Annotated in this window: 16 protein-coding genes and 1 pseudogene; 13 read left to right on the top strand and 4 right to left on the bottom strand. The window is 62.5% G+C overall.

Annotated features, from left to right (window positions below; all coding sequences use genetic code 11):
- The 11 genes and pseudogenes from ACVWWJ_RS09835 to ACVWWJ_RS09785 all read left to right on the top strand — a co-directional run bounded on the left by ACVWWJ_RS09835 (position 1) and on the right by ACVWWJ_RS09785 (position 9,643).
- Positions 1-1,692 (top strand): GMC family oxidoreductase, encoded by a 1,692-nt coding sequence (locus ACVWWJ_RS09835; RefSeq protein ID WP_159894576.1) that lies wholly within the window; start codon positions 1-3, stop codon positions 1,690-1,692.
- 9 nt (positions 1,693-1,701) lie between these two features.
- Positions 1,702-2,292 (top strand): gluconate 2-dehydrogenase subunit 3 family protein, encoded by a 591-nt coding sequence (locus ACVWWJ_RS09830; protein ID WP_456967639.1) that lies wholly within the window; start codon positions 1,702-1,704, stop codon positions 2,290-2,292.
- Between the two features lies 1 nt (position 2,293).
- Positions 2,294-3,349, top strand: a complete 1,056-nt coding sequence (locus ACVWWJ_RS09825) for a sugar phosphate isomerase/epimerase family protein (RefSeq protein WP_456967637.1) — start codon at positions 2,294-2,296, stop codon at positions 3,347-3,349.
- Positions 3,346-4,254 (top strand): hydroxypyruvate isomerase family protein, encoded by a 909-nt coding sequence (locus ACVWWJ_RS09820; RefSeq protein ID WP_456967636.1) that lies wholly within the window; start codon positions 3,346-3,348, stop codon positions 4,252-4,254. Before ACVWWJ_RS09825 ends, ACVWWJ_RS09820 begins: the two co-directional genes overlap by 4 nt.
- Before the next feature lie 19 nt (positions 4,255-4,273).
- Complete coding sequence (locus ACVWWJ_RS09815) at positions 4,274-5,059, top strand: 3-keto-disaccharide hydrolase (RefSeq protein ID WP_159894568.1); 786 nt, start codon at positions 4,274-4,276, stop codon at positions 5,057-5,059.
- Between the two features lie 123 nt (positions 5,060-5,182).
- Positions 5,183-6,418 (top strand): hypothetical protein, encoded by a 1,236-nt coding sequence (locus ACVWWJ_RS09810; RefSeq protein WP_456967635.1) that lies wholly within the window; start codon positions 5,183-5,185, stop codon positions 6,416-6,418.
- Positions 6,415-6,675: pseudogene (locus tag ACVWWJ_RS09805) on the top strand (HupE/UreJ family protein); the annotation flags it as partial. The gene ACVWWJ_RS09810 and the pseudogene ACVWWJ_RS09805, both read left to right, overlap by 4 nt.
- A 16-nt stretch (positions 6,676-6,691) precedes the next feature.
- Positions 6,692-7,015 (top strand): HupE/UreJ family protein, encoded by a 324-nt coding sequence (locus ACVWWJ_RS09800; RefSeq protein ID WP_456967634.1) that lies wholly within the window; start codon positions 6,692-6,694, stop codon positions 7,013-7,015.
- 89 nt (positions 7,016-7,104) lie between these two features.
- The gene (locus ACVWWJ_RS09795; protein ID WP_456967633.1) at positions 7,105-7,497 is read left to right on the top strand and encodes a hypothetical protein; all 393 of its coding nucleotides are present in this window, start codon (positions 7,105-7,107) and stop codon (positions 7,495-7,497) included.
- Positions 7,498-7,526: 29 nt separating this feature from the next.
- Entirely contained in the window at positions 7,527-8,360 is an 834-nt protein-coding gene (locus ACVWWJ_RS09790; protein ID WP_456967632.1) for a DUF4198 domain-containing protein, read from the top strand.
- Between the two features lie 89 nt (positions 8,361-8,449).
- Positions 8,450-9,643: a serine hydrolase domain-containing protein gene (locus ACVWWJ_RS09785; RefSeq protein WP_456967631.1), complete on the top strand. Its 1,194-nt coding sequence runs from the start codon at positions 8,450-8,452 to the stop codon at positions 9,641-9,643.
- Here ACVWWJ_RS09785 and ACVWWJ_RS09780 read toward each other — a convergent pair whose 3' ends face one another.
- Together ACVWWJ_RS09780 and ACVWWJ_RS09775 are read right to left on the bottom strand one after the other, a co-directional pair.
- Entirely contained in the window at positions 9,644-11,278 is a 1,635-nt protein-coding gene (locus tag ACVWWJ_RS09780) for an NAD(P)/FAD-dependent oxidoreductase (RefSeq protein WP_456967630.1), read from the bottom strand.
- 98 nt (positions 11,279-11,376) lie between these two features.
- Positions 11,377-12,114, bottom strand: coding sequence for a hypothetical protein (locus ACVWWJ_RS09775; protein WP_456967629.1), 738 nt, complete (start codon positions 12,112-12,114; stop codon positions 11,377-11,379).
- 151 nt (positions 12,115-12,265) lie between these two features.
- Here ACVWWJ_RS09775 and ACVWWJ_RS09770 point away from each other — a divergent pair, with 151 nt between their 5' ends.
- Positions 12,266-12,895 carry a LysE family translocator gene (locus ACVWWJ_RS09770; RefSeq protein WP_456967628.1) on the top strand — a complete coding sequence of 210 codons (630 nt, stop codon included), beginning with the start codon at positions 12,266-12,268 and terminating at the stop codon, positions 12,893-12,895.
- Here the strand turns inward: ACVWWJ_RS09770 and ACVWWJ_RS09765 are convergent, their stop codons facing one another.
- The gene (locus tag ACVWWJ_RS09765) at positions 12,896-13,687 is read right to left on the bottom strand and encodes a TOBE domain-containing protein (protein ID WP_456967627.1); all 792 of its coding nucleotides are present in this window, start codon (positions 13,685-13,687) and stop codon (positions 12,896-12,898) included. It abuts the gene before it with no gap.
- Positions 13,688-13,867: 180 nt separating this feature from the next.
- On the opposite strand from ACVWWJ_RS09765, the gene ACVWWJ_RS09760 reads away from it, so the two are divergent.
- Positions 13,868-16,333 (top strand): TonB-dependent receptor, encoded by a 2,466-nt coding sequence (locus tag ACVWWJ_RS09760; RefSeq protein ID WP_456967626.1) that lies wholly within the window; start codon positions 13,868-13,870, stop codon positions 16,331-16,333.
- 34 nt (positions 16,334-16,367) lie between these two features.
- On the opposite strand, the gene ACVWWJ_RS09755 is transcribed toward ACVWWJ_RS09760, so the two are convergent.
- A complete protein-coding gene (locus ACVWWJ_RS09755) occupies positions 16,368-17,231 on the bottom strand; it encodes an SDR family oxidoreductase (RefSeq protein WP_456967625.1) in 864 nt (287 codons plus the stop codon).

The following is a 17,231-nucleotide window of genomic DNA, read 5'->3' as shown; positions in this document are numbered from 1 at the left end:
ATGGAAAAGAACACATTCGACGCCATCGTCATCGGTACCGGCGTCAGCGGTGGCTGGGCCGCCAAGGAACTTACCGAGAAGGGCCTGAAGACGCTCGTGCTCGACCGCGGCCCCATGGTCAAACACCTGGATTATCCCACCGCCATGAAGGCGCCGTGGGAGCTGCCCTACGGTGATGAGCCAACGCAGGAAGACATCGCGCGGTGGCCGAAGCATACGCGTCCCTCGTTCTACGGCATTACCCAGTCCACCAAGCACTGGTTCGCCGACGACATCGACAATCCGTACGAAGAAACCAAGCCGTTCGACTGGTTCCGTGGCTACCACGTCGGCGGGCGCTCCCTGATGTGGGGCCGGCAGAGCTATCGTTTCAGCCAGATGGACTTCGAGGCGAACGGCAAGGAAGGCGTGGGCGTGGATTGGCCCATCCGCTATGACGACCTCGCTCCCTGGTACGACCACGTGGAGCACTTCATCGGCGTCAGCGGCAATACCGACCATCTTGCCCAGTTGCCGGACGGCGACTTCCTTCCGCCCATGGAACTCAACTGCGTCGAGAAGGATTTCCAGGGCAAGCTGGACAGCAAGTTCAATCGCAAGCTGATCATCGGCCGCACCGCCAACCTCTCTGCGCCGCTGAAACACGACCAGAGCCCGCAACGCGGCACCTGCCAGTATCGCAATCTGTGTATGCGTGGCTGCCCGTTCGGCGGGTATTTCAGCAGTAACTCGTCCACCCTGCCCTCCGCCGAGCGCACGGGCAACATGACCATGGTGACCAACGCCATCGTTTACGAGCTGATCTACGACAACGACAAGGCGAAGGCCACCGGCATCCGTGTCCTCGACGCAGAGACCGGCCACCAGACCGAGTATTTCGCCAAGGTAATCTTCGTGTGCGCGTCCACCTTCGGTACGGCGCACCTGCTCATGAACTCGACCTCGAGCCGTTTCCCCAACGGCTTCGGCAACGACAGCGGCGAGCTCGGCCACAACATCATGGATCACCTGTTCGGTACCGGCGCGCGCGCCATGGTCGAGGGCCATGAAGATCGGTACTACTCCGGCCGACGCCCCAATGGCTTCTATATTCCGCGATATCGCAACGTCGGTACCGACAAGCAGAACTACCTGCGCGGCTTTGGCTTTCAGGGCGGCGCGGGTCGCCAGGACTGGACACGCCTGGTCAACGAGGATGCACTGGGTGAAGAGCTCAAGCGCGCGGCACAGAATCCCGGACCCTGGTACGTGTCGATGATGGGCTTCGGCGAGATGCTGCCCTCCCACAAGAATTTCGTGACGCTGGATCGTAACCACAAGGACAAGTACGGCCTGCCAGTCCTGAATTTCGATGCCGCGCACCAGGAAAACGAAATCATGATGGGCAAGGCGATCATCGCCGACGCGGTCGAGATGCTTAGCGGCGCGGGCTATCGCAACGTCAACTCCTTCACGATGAAGGCGAACGTCGGCGCCGGCATTCATGAAATGGGTACGGCGCGCATGGGCCGCGATCCTAAGACGTCGGTACTCAACGGCTGGAACCAGATGCACGCCTGCAAGAACGTTTTCGTGACCGACGGTTCGTCGATGACTTCGTCCGCCTGCCAGAACCCGTCCCTCACTTACATGGCGCTGACCGCACGTGCGGCCAACCACGCCGTGGAAGAACTCAAGCGCGGCAACATCTGAGGATCGCCCATGAATCGTCGCGAATGGTTGAAAAGCATGTCGGCGTTGGCGGTCGGTGCCATCGCGGGCCCGTCGCTGCTGATGGTCTTCGACGCGCACGCCGCGTCGCAGAAACCCGATGCGAAGCCCCAGTTCTTCAATCCGGCGCAATACAGCCTGGTCGGTGCCGTGTCGGACATCGTCATCCCACGCACCGATACGCCGGGAGCGGTCGACGCGGGCGTACCCCTGTTCATCGACCAGCTGTTCAAGGCCGTCTACAACAGCACCGACCAGTCGCGCTACGTTGCCGCCCTGTCGGCCTTCGACAAGGCGGGCGGCAAACCCTTCATGCAAATGAACGACACACAGCGCAAGGCCCTGGTAGCCCGGTTGCATACCGAGGCGCTGGCCGTGCCCCGTGGCGGCAAGCTGTCGCCGACGGCCGACTTCGTGCTGATGACCAAGAAGCTGACGATGCTCGGCTTCTTCCTTTCGCAGCCGGGCTGCACGCAGGTGCTCCAGTACGACCCGGTTCCCGCAGCCTGGAAAGCCGACATTCCGTTGTCCCAGGCAGGCAATGGCCGCGCGTGGGCGGTCGAGACCGAACTGAAGATCTGACATGAAGACACTCAAGGGTCCAGGCATCTTCCTCGCCCAGTTCGCATCGGACGAGGCGCCGTTCAATTCCCTGCCCGACATCGCGCGCTGGGCGTCATCGCTCGGCTTTGTCGGCGTGCAGATCCCATCCAATGACAGTCGCTTGTTCGATCTCGAGCAGGCAGCGGCGAGCAAGACCTACTGCGACGACATCACGGGCATGCTCGCCGAACACGGCCTGGCGGTCACGGAACTTTCCACACACCTGCAAGGGCAGCTGGTCGCATCGCACCCCGCTTACGATCGCCTGTTCGATGGCTTCGCGCCGCCGGCCCTGCGCGGCCATACGCAGGAGCGGCAGGCGTGGGCGGTGCAGCAACTCAAGCTCGCCGCCACGGCGAGCAGGAACCTTGGCCTGACGGCGCACGCGACCTTCTCCGGCGCACTGGCCTGGCAGCTTTTCTATCCGTGGCCCCAGCGTCCGGCAGGGCTCATCGAAGAGGCGTTCAAGGAACTCGCCAGGCGTTGGACACCGATCCTTGATGCGTTCGACGAAGCGGGCGTCGATGTCTGCTATGAGCTACACCCCGGGGAAGACCTGCACGACGGTGCCACCTTCGAGCGCTTCCTCGATGCGGTCGACCACCATCCACGCGCCAACATTCTCTTCGATCCAAGCCACATGGTGCTGCAGCAGATGGACTACCTGCAGTTCATTGATAACTACCACGGGCGCATCCGTGCTTTCCACGTCAAGGACGCCGAATTCCGGCCCAACGGGCGCTCGGGCGTTTATGGCGGCTATCAGAGCTGGATCGATCGTCCCGGGCGTTTCCGTTCGCTTGGCGACGGCCAGATAGATTTCGGCGCGATCTTCAGCAAGCTCGCGCAATACGATTACCCGGGCTGGGCCGTGCTCGAGTGGGAGTGCTGCATCAAGGATGCGCAGCAGGGTGCCCGGGAAGGCGCACCCTTCATCCGCGACCACATCATCCAGGTCACCGAACGTGCCTTCGACGATTTCGCCTCGTCGGGCAGCGATCGCGCCTTCAACCGCCAGATCCTGGGGCTCGAATGAACGTAGCTGACGACAGCACCGATATCGGCCGCCGTAGCGCGCTGGGGCGCCTCGCCACCGCTGCGGCACTGGCAGGCGCCGCGCCCCTGCTCGCTTCCGCCATGACCGCCAGCGGCAAGGCGACGGCGCCAGCCTCGGGCGGACGGCTCAAGCAGTCGCTGAGCCGTTGGACATCCAAGGCACCTCTCCCCGAGCTCTGCAAGCGCCTGAAGACCATCGGATTCACGGGCGTCGACCTGCTCTACGCGGACGAATGGGCCGTAGTGGCGGACAACGGCATGACCGTTTCGATGGGTTACCCGGCTAAACGGGATAACTTCATCACCATGGGCTTCAACGATCCCGCTAACCACGCCACGCTCATCAAGGAGATCGAGACCACGATTCCGCTGGCAAAGCGTGCCGGCGTGACCAACGTGATCACCATGTTCGGCAACCGCAAGGCGGGCATCGACAACCAGCAGGCCATCGACAACTGCGTCGCCGGTCTCTCGAAAATTGCACCCTACGCGGCTGAAAACGGCATCACGCTGTGCGTCGAGTTGCTCAACAGCAAGGTGGATCACCATGGCTACCAGGGTGACAGCACGGCGTTCGGCGTGGCGGTGGCCAAGGGCATCAACTCCCCCAGCGTCAAGCTGCTCTACGACATCTACCATATGCAGATCATGGAAGGCGACGTGATCCGCACCATCCGCGACAACATCCAGTGGATCGGCCATTTCCACACCGGCGGCGTCCCCGGCCGACACGAAATCGACGGCACGCAGGAGCTCAACTATCGCGCCATTGCCACCGCCATCGCAGATCTGAACTACCAGGGCTTTATCGCGCATGAGTTCATGCCGTCCCGTTCCGATCCTTTCGATTCGTTTGCTGAAGCCTTCAGGATATGCGCGGTATGAACTCACACCAGGAATGCGAATGAACGGTTTCACTTCGGCAACGCTTGCTCTCTTCACCGTCGCTGCGGCCGTGACAGGATCGTCCGGTGCAGCGGCGCAGGACGATCCAAAGGCCACGGAACAATGGGAACCGGTGCCCCGTGTCGTCGCTTCAGGCGCAACACAGGATGCACCGCCCTCCGACGCGATCGTCCTCTTCGATGGCCGCGATCTCGCCGGCTGGGAAGCATCGGCGGATCACTCTCCCGCACGATGGAAGGTGCATGACGGCGTGCTCACCGTGGACAAGACCGCCGGCAACATTCAGACCCGGCAGCGTTTCCGCAGTTACCAGTTGCACCTGGAGTGGCAGATACCGAAGGACATCACCGGCGAAGGCCAGGCGCGAGGAAACAGCGGTGTCTTCCTCGCCTCCACGGGACCGGGCGATGAAGGCTATGAAATCCAGATCATGGACTCATGGGAAAACAAGACTTACGTCAACGGACAGGCTGCGAGTGTCTACAAACAGGCAGCACCCCTGGTCAATGCGGCACGTCGCCCTGGCGAATGGCAGCGTTACGACATCGTCTGGACGGCGCCGGTTTTTGCTGCCGATGGTTCGGTGAAATCGCCGGCGTACGTCACCCTGTTCCACAACGGCGTGCTCGTGCAGAACCACACCGAACTTACCGGCGAGACCTTCTACATTGGAAAGCCGAAGTACAAGGCGTATACGGACGCGCCGATCAAGCTTCAGGCGCATGGCGACCACTCCCAACCCATCAGCTTCCGCAATATCTGGGTCAGGCCGCTCAGCCCGTAACGACGGGATAGGTTGCGACCGGTCATACCTTGGTTTTATGTTTTTCGACAGCGCGCAGGCCTAGCATCTGCCGGATGACGCGGGATATCGGTCCCGTTGTCACCACAAGCAGGAGTGAGGACGATGCTTCAGTCATCGAACTTCCCGGCCGCGGGATTCGCGGCCGCTGCACTTGTCGTGGCGTTATCCCTCGGCGGAACGAAAGAAACATGGGCGTCGGACCATTTCGATTCCCCAGCGATGGTGGCCAATCCGCAGGCGGACATCGCAGATATTTACGCCTGGACGGCAGCCGACAACCGGCTCAACCTGGTCATGACCATCGTCGGCCACAGCTTCTCCGACAGGATCACCTACGCGTTTCATGTCGACAGTGGCAAGGTGTTCGGCCAGACGACCGCCTCGACATTGATCGTCTGTCGTTTCCCGGGACCCAAGGTTGCCGATTGCCAGGTGGGCGAAGCAGATTCGGCCCACGGTGACGCAACCGGCCCCGCGGGCCTCGAGGGGAAGAATCATCGGTTCCGCGTTTTCGCCGGACTGCGGGACGATCCGTTCTACAACAACGTCAAGGGGTCCCTCGGCGCCTATGGCGCGCAGGCCGCGGCCGTTAAAGCCGGTGCGGTCGTCGACAAGGCGGGATGCGCGCAGCTCGATCCGTCGGCCGCGAAGCAGGTCGCGGAACAATGGCGACACACCGACGGTGGCCCTGCAACCAATCTCCTGGCCAACTGGACGGCCTCCGCAATCGTCATCTCGCTGGACCTGGATGTCGTCAACAAGGGAGGTAACCTCCTGGCGGTCTGGGGCTCCACGGCGTCACCCACACGACAGATCGACCGCATGGCACGTCCCTACGTCGGCAACACGCTGCTAGGCGCCTCGCCTTTCTCGACCGACCAGCCAAGCGCCGACATCCGGGACCGCTTCGACGCAGCGACGCCCGCTACATCGGGGTCGTTCGCGCCGATGATCGAGAAGGGCCTGGCCATGCAGGACAGCCTGGACGGCAAGTGCGGCAACCAGCTACTGGCCGGCAAGGATGCAGGGTCGTCGACACGCTACAGCGCACTCGCACGCGTCTTCGCGGACGACCGCCTATGGGTAAACAGCGCATCGCAGGTCTGTACCCAGTTCTTCGCCGTCGAACTCGCCAGCCTTGCCGGCCGCAAGGAATTCGAACGGGATTGCGGGGGCCGCTCACCGGTCTACGACACGCCGAACCAGTGGAGGTCGCTCCTCGTCGACGGACGCACCGACGGCATCCACTGGGATGGTCTCAGCGGTGACGAGCATCCGCCCTCCGCGACTGTCTTCCCCTTCCTGGCACCACCGGATCCACACGGCATCGATCATTGAAGTTCACGACCACGCTGCTGATCACCACGCTGGTCTCCCTGGCGCTGCTCTGTGGTCAGGCGGACGCGCATACCGGTACCGGACTACCGGGCGGTTTCGCCTCGGGCTTCAGGCATCCGTTCAGCGGGCTAGATCACCTCCTGGCCATGGTCTCCGTCGGACTGTGGGGCGCATTCCTCGGGCGGCCCCTGATCTATCTCCTGCCGGTGATCTTCCCCGCCGTCATGGCCGGCGGTGCTGTTCTGGCGATGATCGGACTGCGCTTGGCCCCCCGTGGAAATCGGCATAGCGCTCTCGGTGCTCGTATTGGGGGCTTGCATCGCCTTTGCGGTCAAAGCGCCGGTGTGGGTCGCCTCCATCATCGTTGCCGCCTTTGCGCTCTTCCATGGCTACGCTCACGGTATCGAGCTACCGTCAGCCGCCGATCCCGTCGGCTACAGCGTAGGATTTGTACTGGCGACAGGGCTCCTGCACGTTCTGGGTATCGGGATCGGAACGCTTAACGACCGGCCAGGCGGACTGGTGATGACGCGTAGTGCTGGCGGGATCATCGCGGTCATTGGTGTCTGGTTCCTCTACAAGGCGCTTGTACCTTGAGAGGCGGAGCGCTCCCGCCTGCCCTGCTGTTCGCGGCGCTTGGGCTGGCACTCGCGTTCGCGCCGGCTCGTGCGAGGGCATGGAGCCTCTTGCTCTTAGTCGCGACACTGGCCGCGTTGTCATTCGTGACCGTTCCGCGCGACTGGCTCGAGACGGCCTTCCTGGGATGTTGGATCAGCGTCGCAGTGACCGCCGCCCTCGTCCACCTACCTCGTGGCCTGGGCATGCCCGGCACGCTTGCTCTGTCTTTCAACGCGGCCATGTGGGCCAGCGCAGTCGTCGACCTGTCGGGCTCACCACTCGACCTCGTCAAGGCGGTTCCCTGGACTCTTCTGGTGCTGCCCGCTTCCTGGCTCGTCGCGCGACGAGCCTCGATCGCCGTCAAGGTCGCATCGAGCTGGCTGATCGCCATTGCGCTGCTCGCCGCGGTTCTTCCGTTTCTGCCGGTAACGCCGGGCTACATGCCCGATCACCTGGAATAGGAATCGCCATGCACATTTCAAAAGGTCGCGTGACGGCCTTGCTGCTGCTTGCCCTGTGCAGCACCTCCGTCGTCCATGCCCACGATTTCTGGGTCCAACCGGGCGCTTACTGGGTGCAGCCGAGAGCCGTCGTCCCGATGACGATCCAGGTCGGGCACGGGCCGGCCCGGCAACGCTCGCCGATCACTCTGCGGAGGGTCCTGCGGTTCGACGTCATCGGGCCGGATGGCGCGGCGGAGGACTTGCGAGGCAGGTTGCAGTTAGGCGAAGCGCAAAAGGACGGTGATATCGCGCTTCCAGCCGCCGGCACATACATGGTCGTACTGCAAACCGATGACAAGGCGCAGACGCATCTCCCTGCGCTTCGGTTCAACGACTACCTGCAGGTCGAAGGACTTACCCCGGCTATCGCGCAGCGTACGCGACTGAAGCGCATGGATGCCGACGAGTCGGAAAGCTATAGCCGATGTGCCAAGGCGATCATGCAGGCCGGCCCAGCCGGCGCAAGCTCACAAGCGCAGATCACGCGGCCGCTGGGCCTCCCGCTTGAGATCGTTCCCGAGCAAAGTCCGTACGCCCAGCCCCGGTCGGCGACGCTGCCAGTTCGGGTGATTTACGAAGGCCACCCACTACCTGGCGCACTAGTAAAATTGACCCGACTGGAGAACGACGCGACACCATTCGAGACGCACGTGACGGACGCTTCGGGTCGGGCGGTTTTTACGATGCCCAACAGCGGGACGTGGCTTGTGAATGTCATCTGGACCAGGCCCCAACCACCGTCGGCTGAAACCGATTATGAGACTGTTTTCTCCAGTCTGAGCTTCGGCTTCCCATCGGCCTTGCCCCCTCCGGCGCAATAATTCCCGCCTCCTTGACCATTACGCAGGTAATTGCGCCCGACTACTCCTTGCCCCATGCTGCTGGCCAATCCACCACGGGGTTGCCATTGATGAAGCGCGCACTAGTCTCGACGCTCTTTATGTTGATGTCCGCAAACCTCGCCGCCAGCCCGGCGGCTGTCGTGCTTCCCATCCCGGGTGCGATCGACGCACACGTGAAGGAACTCATGGCTCGCACACACGCCAACGGCCTGGCCATCGCCGTCATCGACCACGGCGCAGTCACCTATGTGCAAGCCTATGGGATACGTAACGCGCACCGTGACCGCCTCACCACGGACACAGTGATGTACGGCGCGTCACTCACGAAGATGGTTTTCAGCTATCACGTGATGCAATTGGTCGACCGGGGTGCGCTCAAACTCGACACACCGATCAAGGACGATCTCGACAAACCGCTCATCGATTACGGCGCCCATAAGGACGAAAAGTTCATCGGCAAGTACGGCCCCTATACCGATCTCGCCAACGACCCGCGCTGGGAGAAGATCACTCCCCGCATGTCGCTGACCCACTCCACCGGCTTCGCGAACTTCTGGTTCATCGAACCGGACCAGAAGCTGCATATCCACTTCGACCCAGGCACGCAGTTCAGCTATTCCGGCGAAGGCCTCAGTCTCCTGCAGTTCGCCATCGAAAACGGTAAGGCGTCCCAGGGGCTTGGCATCGAGGTGGATACTCTGACCACAGCCACCTTCACGCGGCTGGGTATGTCGCGTACCCGTCTCATGTGGCGAGAGGACTTTGCGCCGAACCTTGCCGACGGCTGGAATGATCGAGGCGAGCCGAAGGAGCACGATTCCCGCAGCAAGGTGCGCGTCGCCGGATCCATGGATACAACGATTTCGGACCTGTCGAAGTTCGTTGCCGCGCTCGTGCGCGGCGATGGCCTCAGCAAAGCCTCTCGCGCGGAGATGACCAAGCCGCAACTGAAGATCACCACCGCGCATCAGTTTCCCAACTTTGCACCTTCGATTCCGGTAAGCGAGCAACGGAAGGACCTGTATGCAGGACTGGGCGTCATCGTGTTCGACGGGCCGCAAGGTCACGGGTTCTTCAAGGGTGGACACGACGAGCAAACCGCGAACACCGTCGTTTGCCTGGAGAAAACCCAGCGATGTGCTGTCCTCCTTTCCAACGACGTCCGCGCCGAGGCTGGCTACCCTGAGATGATCAGGTTCATCCTTGGCGATGCCGGCGTTCCCTTTGACTGGGAGTACGGCGATCACGCAGGCAAGTCCTGATCAACCGATCCTGTTGATACTCCGCGCAACGGCCTCCGCAACACGAATGCCATCCACCGCGGCGGAAAGAATCCCGCCCGCATAACCCGCACCCTCGCCCGCGGGATACAGTCCACGTGTGTTGAGGCTCTGGAACTCCTCGTTGCGGCGGATGCGCACCGGTGAAGACGTACGGGTCTCCACGCCGGTGAGGATCGCGTCGTTCATGCTGTAGCCCTTGATCTTGCGATCGAACGCCGGCAGGGCTTCACGGATCGCGTCGATCGCGTATTGAGGCAGGGATGGCGCGAGGTCGGTCAAGCGCACGCCCGGCTTATACGAAGGCTGGACGCTGCCGAATTCGGCGGACGCCTTGCCCTTGATGAAATCGCCCACCAGCTGCGCCGGTGCACTGTAATCGCGGCCACCGAGTTGATACGCACGCGATTCGAGGTCTCGCTGCAGTGCGATGCCGGCGAGCGGGCTGCCGCTGTCGTCGAAGGCGGCAAAGTCTTCCGGCTCGATACCCACCACGATGGCCGCATTCGCGTTGCGTTCGTTACGCGAGTACTGGCTCATGCCGTTCGTCACCACGCGCTCCGGTTCGGACGTGGCTGCCACCACGGTACCGCCTGGGCACATGCAGAAGCTATATACCGAGCGACCGTTCTTGCAGTGGTGCACGAGCTTGTAATCGGCGGCGCCGAGAAGCTCGTGTCCCGCCTGCGCTCCAAAGCGCGCCTGGTCGATGATCGACTGCGGATGCTCCACACGGAAGCCGATGGAGAACGGCTTGGCTTCCATGTAAACGCCGCGGTCGTGCAGCATGAAGAAGGTATCGCGCGCGCTGTGCCCGACGGCAAGCACGACATGATCGCTCAGCAGCTGTTCGCCGCTGGCCAGCACCACGCCGCGGAGCTGGCGTGAACCGTCGGCAGCGGTGTCGACCAATACGTCGTCGACTCGCTGGGTAAAGCGAATTTCGCCGCCCAGTGACTCAATCGTTTCGCGCATGGTTTCCGCCATGGTCACCAGGCGGAAGGTGCCGATGTGCGGCTTGCTGACGTAGAGGATTTCGTCCGGTGCGCCGGCCTTCACGAACTCGGTGAGCACCTTGCGGCCATGGTGCAGCGGGTCGGAAATCTGGCTATACAGCTTGCCATCGGAGAACGTACCCGCACCGCCTTCACCGAACTGCGCGTTCGACTCGGGATCCAGCTTCTTCTTGCGCCACAGGTCCCAGGTGTCGACGGTGCGCTCGCGCACGGCCTTGCCGCGGTCCAGGATGATCGGCCGGTAACCCATCTGCGCGAGCAGCAGGCCAGCGAACAAGCCGCATGGTCCGAGGCCGATGACGATCGGCCGTTGCTGCAAGTCAGCAGGGGCCTGCGCCACGAATTTATAAGTCGTGTCCGGGGACGGCTGGACGTGCTTGTCATCGGCGTAGCGCTTTAGCAGCGCCGCTTGGTCTGTCACTTCCACGTCCAGCGTATAGATCAGCTGAATATTGCCGCGCTTGCGGGCGTCATGGCCCCGACGGAAGACCGAGAAACCGAGCATTCCGCTCTTGCCAAGCCCCAGCCTGGCGCGGATGGCCGCCTCGATAGCGCCTTCAGCGTGGTCGAGGGGAAGCTTGATGTCGGTGAGTCGGATCATGCGGAATGGCGGTCGGGCGGCTTGGCCGGCCATTTTCGCACGTCTGGCCGGTCGAGGGCGGGCAGCCACCGCCCCGCGCGACAGGCCTGCCTACAGGGTTATTTGTCGGCCCCGGTGCCAGCACGGTCGGCAAGCTTACCTACCGGCACCAGCGACATCTGTCCCTCGCCCACGGTCACCGTGCCGTCAAGACCACGGAAGAACTCCTCGCTCTTGTCGTCCATCTTCCGCACAAAGGCGAACTGATCCATCGGACCCATCCCGGTGATCTCGACCATACCGCCGTGCTGCGCCATCGCGGAGACGTCGTGCATCGCGCCTTCGAAACGGCGCTTTGCGCGGCGACCGGCTACGCGGTCGCCATATTCCTCACGCATCTTCCGCCAATAGATGTTGGCCTGGGCACGTTCCTCGGGGGAAGCGCTCGCATACGCCTCGGCAAAGGCACCCTCGAACCGGTGATCATGACGCTCCGCCGCCAACGCCAGCCAGGCAATACCCAGCGGCCTGTCCAGAGGGACTTCGTCGCCGTGGAAGGACATCAGCCCCAACACGTACTGGGCCGGCTTGCTAGCCCAATGGGCGGCGTCACGCAGACGATCCCGGCTCAGTGAATCGTGACCCTCCCCCATGTCGCGCGCGGCGGCGCAGAAGTAATAGTCACCTGGAAGAAACCGCTCGAGGCCTTCCGCGCAACCCGTGACCACTTTGCGAAGCTCCGCCCTGGCCGTGTCGTCGCTCGTGTCGGCACGCGTTTGTGCCGAAACTGTGCTGAGCGCCAGGCAAAACAGGGCGAGCGACATCGCGCACACCGTTCGTTCGAGACTGGTCTTCAACGCGAACCCTCCTGGAGCGTTTGGGTGGCCATCGTACCCATAATTTGCGGCGATTGGCGACATCCCGCCATGACTGTCATGGCCGAGCGGCTATTGATAACCCGGCGCCGACGCCGGAAGATTTACGGCTACCCGAAGACCGGAGCTTCCCGTGCCCGCAACGTCCGCCTGGATCGCCTTTTCGCTCGTGTGCGCCGGCCTTGCGCTGACGCCAGGCCCGAACATGGTCTATTTAATCTCGCGGGCGCTCAGCCAGGGCAGGAACGCCGCGCTGGTCTCGCTGATCGGCACCTGCATCGGCTTTCTTGTGTACATGCTGTTCTCAGCCATGGGAATCACCGCCCTGCTATCGACGGTGCCGCTGGCCTACGACGCGCTGCGCATCGCCGGCGCGCTGTATCTCGCCTGGTTGGCCTTCCAGGCGCTGAAGCCTGGCGGCCGCTCCCCGTTCCAGGTGCGGGAGCTCGCGCCGGACAGCCCACGGCGCCTCGTGCTGATGGGCTTCCTGACCAACCTGCTCAATCCCAAAGCGGCGGTCATGTATCTCTCGCTGCTACCGCCCTTCATTCAACCGAAGCTCGGCCACGTGCTCAGCCAGTCGCTATGGCTCGGCTTCACCCAGATCGCCATCAGCGTCACGTTCAATGCGACGATCGTGTTTCTTGCAGGGATGATCTCGCTGTTCCTGAGCACCCGCCCCCGCTGGATGCTCATGCAGCGCTGGCTCATGGGTAGCGTCCTGGGTGTGCTCGCAGTTCGTATGGCGACGTCGAAGCGCTGATCAGTCCGTCACACCCACGATGACCGACGCGGCATCGAAGATCGCCAGCACGTCCATTCCCTCGACAAGACCGAGGTTCTCGACACTGTCCTTCGTGATGATCGAGGTAATCGTCCCGCCCCCTTCGATCGCTACCGTCACCTCGGTATTCACCGCGCCCGGATGGATGCGGTCCACCTTGCCAGGCAGCTGGTTCGACGCAGACAGGCGCCCTCCACCCGGTAGCCCAAGCATCACCCAGCTCGCTTTGATAAGCGCGATGACCGGACGGCCTGGAGCCAGGCCCAGGCTGTCGCTGCTCTCGCGGGTCACGGTCGCGATGAGGGTGGCACCGCCCGTGGTTCGGATGGCAATACTGTCGTTGACGGCGCCCTGCTGGACGTGATCGACGACGCCGGCAAGCTGGTTCCGCGCACTGGTTCGCATAGTCAGGTGCCTCAAAAGATGGATGTCATGGGTAGCCTCGTCCCCGAGCGATGCCAGGTGGTCGACGAAGAGGCGATGAGCGGACTCGATACTGCGGAACGAGGCGATAAGGCGCTCGGCACGTGAGGTAAGGCTCGCGCCGCCGCCGCCCTTGCCGCCCGTGGCACGCAACACGAGGGGCTCGCCGGCGAGGTTGTTCATGGCTTCGACCGCGTCCCACGCGCCCTTATAGCTCATGCCCACCGCCTTCGCGGCGGCAGTGATCGAGCCGGTCTGGCCGATCTGGTAGAGCAGTTCGACGCGGTCCACCCCTCCCCAGCGTCGCGCGCCGTCGGAGAGCCACAGGGAGCCTTCGTACTGAAGCATGTCTGTACCGATCCGGAGGACCGAAGCAGTCTAGTCTCCGGAGCCGGTCCCTCCAAATGGATGACCGGAATCTACAGGCCACCCGCCTGCCCATCTTGTAGCCTCGATATTTCGCTATATAGTCCGCTTTATATCGCGACCGGAGTGGGCCCGGCGCGCCTGGGGAAAAGGGGAGACACCATGAAAAGGCTTGTTCTCGGCGCCATGGCGCTGTTCTGTCCGCTATTTGCTATCTCCGCCCAGGCCTCGGATGTTCCTGCGGCGGTCGACGACCAGAAAGCCCAGAAAGACGCCACGACCCTCGGGAACGTGACGGTCACGGCCCGCCAGCGCGAGGAGGACCTGCAAAAGGTCCCCATGGCGATCTCGGCGGTCAGCGGCGAATGGCTCGACCGCTCCTACACGGTCAACACCCAGCAGCTCAGCCAGCTCGTGCCGTCGCTGTACTACAACTCCGCAAACCCCCGGAACACGGCGTATACGATCCGCGGCCTCGGATCGAACACCCTGTCGGTCAGCGCGGCGAACGACGGCATCGAGCCCGGCGTGGGTTTCTATGTGGATGGCGTTTATCACGGACGTCCGGCCACCGCCGCATTCGATTTCACCGACATCGACCGCATTGAAGTGCTTCGCGGGCCGCAGGGCACCCTGTTCGGCAAGAACACGACAGCCGGAGCCATCAACATCACCAGCCGCGCACCCACGTTCACGCCCGAAGGTAGCGGTGAAATTTCCTACGGCGACCAGGGTTTCCTGCAGGCAAAAGGCACGGTGTCCGGCCCGCTGACCGACACGGTAGCCGGCCGCTTCTCTGCGCAGTTCACCGAGAAAGACGGATCGCTGCACAACGTCACCACCGGCAAGGACGAAAACGAGATCAACAACTACGCCCTGCGTGGCCAGCTGTTGTTCAAGCCGGACGACAGCCTGAATGTACGGCTGATCGGCGACGTCTCCAATCTGGATTCCGATTGCTGCACGCAGAACTACCTTCGCGTCGGGAGCAGCCTGCGCAGTGCGGCGCGGCAGTTCGACGGACTGGCCGCGAATCTTCCCGCCCATGGATTTCCGGCGTACGCACCGCCGAGCCGTAACGTCTACGATCGACTGACCGACATCGATGCACCCCTGCATATCGATACGCAGGATGGCGGTGTATCCCTCAACGCCGACTGGAACGTGGGTGCCGTCACGCTGACCTCGATCTCCGCATGGCGTTACTGGAAATGGGATGTCGCCAACGATCGTGACTACATCGGCGTACCCATTCAGACCGTCCAGCGCATCCCCTCGCGCCAGGATCAATACAGCCAGGAATTCCGTATCGCCTCCAACGGCGATGGCCCCTTCAGCTACGTAGGTGGCCTGTACTTCTACACCCAGGAGATCAACGGCAAGCCGATCAGCATTTATGGCCCCGCCGCCACGTACTGGCTGGTCAGCACCACGAGCTTTCCCCGCATGCCCGACAACCTTGCCGATGGTTACGGCCAGTTCGGCAATTCACACTACCGGATGAAGAGCTACGCGGCGTTCGGCGAGGCGAACTACAAGATCACCGATCGCCTGACTGCCACGCTCGGCCTGCGCTACACCTACGAAGACAAGAACGGCAACTACTCGACCACTATTTCCGGCGGCCTGCCGACCACACCGGGTTCTATCCAGGACAACGCGAAGCTGTCGCTGTTCCGGCCCCAGAGTTACAGCGCGTCGGATAGCGGCGGCAATCCGTCGGGCCGGGTCAACCTCGGCTATCAGTTCACCGATAACGTGCTCGGCTACGCCAGCTACGCGTATGGCTATAAGTCGGGCGGCCTCAATATGTCCGGCCTTCCGTTGGACGCGGCCAATAACCCGGCCCTTGCGACGGCCGTGATCAAGGACGAAATCAACAGGACAGCAGAGTTGGGCCTGAAGACCGCCTGGTGGGAGGACCGCGCCACGTTGAACCTCGCCGCGTACCGCACCGTGGTCAACAACTACCAGGCAAACGTGACGTCCAGCACCGAAACCGCAGCCTTGCGTACCTACCCGGCGAACATTCCGCAGGTGCGCGTGCAAGGTGTCGAGGCCGACTTTGCAGCGCTGGTGTTCAGGGGCTTCACCGTACGTGCGTCCTTCGCGTATGCCGATGGCAAGTACACGGATTACCCCAAAGGCCCCTGCCCGCTTGAATGGCAGAATCCGAACGCCGCCGGCGGCTGCCAGCCGTTGGTTGCGCCTGCCAGCCTGGCGATCAAGACGTCGAACCCTCGTGGCAATCCCGACGTACCGGGTGCCTACGTGCTGACCGGGATGCCTCTGGCAGGTTTGTCCAAATGGGCCGGATCGTTGGGCTTCGATTACGAGCTGCCCATCGGCAATGACGCTTTCCTCGTTCATGCGGACACGAGTGCGCGCAGCGGATACAACTCCGATACCGCCAATTCGATCTACACGAAGATCGCAGGCTATGCCGTGGTCAACGGAAGCATCGGCTATCGTTTCAACGACAACTGGGAGGTCGATGTGTTCGCGCGGAATCTCTTCGACCGGAACTACATCACGGCGCTTACCGTTCAAACCGGTAATTCGGGTTTGATCCTGGGCCAACCCAGCGACCCCAGGCTCGTCGGTGTGACCTTGCGGGCACACTTTTAAACCGTTGCAATCAAACGATGCTGGTGATGGCACCTCAAAGATTCGGCGCGCCACCCGCTACCGTGATCATCGCTGCACTCGTGTAGCTGCTTTCGTCGGAGGCAAGGTAGACGTACGCCCCTGCGAGTTCAGCAGGCTGCCCCGGGCGCTGCATGGGTACCTGTTTGCCAAAGTCCTTGATTGCTTCGGGCTTCATGGTTGCCGGGATGAGCGGCGTCCAGATCGGGCCAGGGAGCACCGCATTCACCCGAATGCCCTTCTCCGCCCAGAGTCCTGCGAGGCCAGTCGTGAAGTTGGTGATGGCCGCCTTGGTCGACGAATAGGCCAGCTGGCCGACGGGGGGACGTTTTGCGTTGATGGACGCGGTATTGATAACCGACGCACCGGCTTTAAGATGCGGTTCCGCAGCGCGAAGAATGTAGAACATCGCGTGGATGTTCACGTTGTAATGGCGGCTCCAGTCTTCGTCGGTGATATCGGCGAGCGACTGCGCTTCCTTCTGATACGCGGCATTGTTCACCACGATGTCCAGCTGGCCGAAGGTATCCACTGCGGTCTTGACGAGCGCGTCGCAATGCTTCGAATCGGCAATATCGCCAGCGACAGCTTTTGCCTTCTGACCGCTCTCTTCGCACACCTTGACGGTATCCTGCGCGTCATTCGTCTCCTCCAGGTAAGAGAGAACGACATTTGCGCCTTCGCGGGCGAACGCAATGGCGACCGCACGGCCGATGCCGCTATCAGCGCCCGTGATCAGCGCCACCTTGCCCTTCAGTCGCCCATGGCCGACATAGGTCTTTTCACCGTGATCGGGAACGGGCGTCATCTGCTCAGTGGTGCCCGGATACGGCTGCTTCGGCGTGTCAAAGGGCGGGCGGGGATAGTTGGGAAGGGTCAT

The organism is Luteibacter sp. HA06 (assembly GCF_054061215.1).
The sequence above is the reverse complement of the archived record's forward strand: the minus strand, read 5'-3'. Positions and strand labels throughout refer to the sequence as shown.

Bases quoted from the DNA above. Each gene is read 5' to 3' on its own strand.
- ACVWWJ_RS09785 (WP_456967631.1), top strand. From the start codon at position 8,450: ATGAAGCGCGCACTAGTCTCGACGCTCTTTATGTTGATGTCCGCAAAC.
- ACVWWJ_RS09835 (WP_159894576.1), top strand. From the start codon at position 1: ATGGAAAAGAACACATTCGACGCCATCGTCATCGGTACCGGCGTCAGC.
- ACVWWJ_RS09780 (WP_456967630.1), bottom strand. From the start codon at position 11,278: ATGATCCGACTCACCGACATCAAGCTTCCCCTCGACCACGCTGAAGGC.
- ACVWWJ_RS09830 (WP_456967639.1), top strand. From the start codon at position 1,702: ATGAATCGTCGCGAATGGTTGAAAAGCATGTCGGCGTTGGCGGTCGGT.
- ACVWWJ_RS09810 (WP_456967635.1), top strand. From the start codon at position 5,183: ATGCTTCAGTCATCGAACTTCCCGGCCGCGGGATTCGCGGCCGCTGCA.
- ACVWWJ_RS09755 (WP_456967625.1), bottom strand. From the start codon at position 17,231: ATGACCCTTCCCAACTATCCCCGCCCGCCCTTTGACACGCCGAAGCAG.
- ACVWWJ_RS09825 (WP_456967637.1), top strand. From the start codon at position 2,294: ATGAAGACACTCAAGGGTCCAGGCATCTTCCTCGCCCAGTTCGCATCG.
- ACVWWJ_RS09820 (WP_456967636.1), top strand. From the start codon at position 3,346: ATGAACGTAGCTGACGACAGCACCGATATCGGCCGCCGTAGCGCGCTG.
- ACVWWJ_RS09765 (WP_456967627.1), bottom strand. From the start codon at position 13,687: ATGCTTCAGTACGAAGGCTCCCTGTGGCTCTCCGACGGCGCGCGACGC.
- ACVWWJ_RS09760 (WP_456967626.1), top strand. From the start codon at position 13,868: ATGAAAAGGCTTGTTCTCGGCGCCATGGCGCTGTTCTGTCCGCTATTT.
- ACVWWJ_RS09815 (WP_159894568.1), top strand. From the start codon at position 4,274: ATGAACGGTTTCACTTCGGCAACGCTTGCTCTCTTCACCGTCGCTGCG.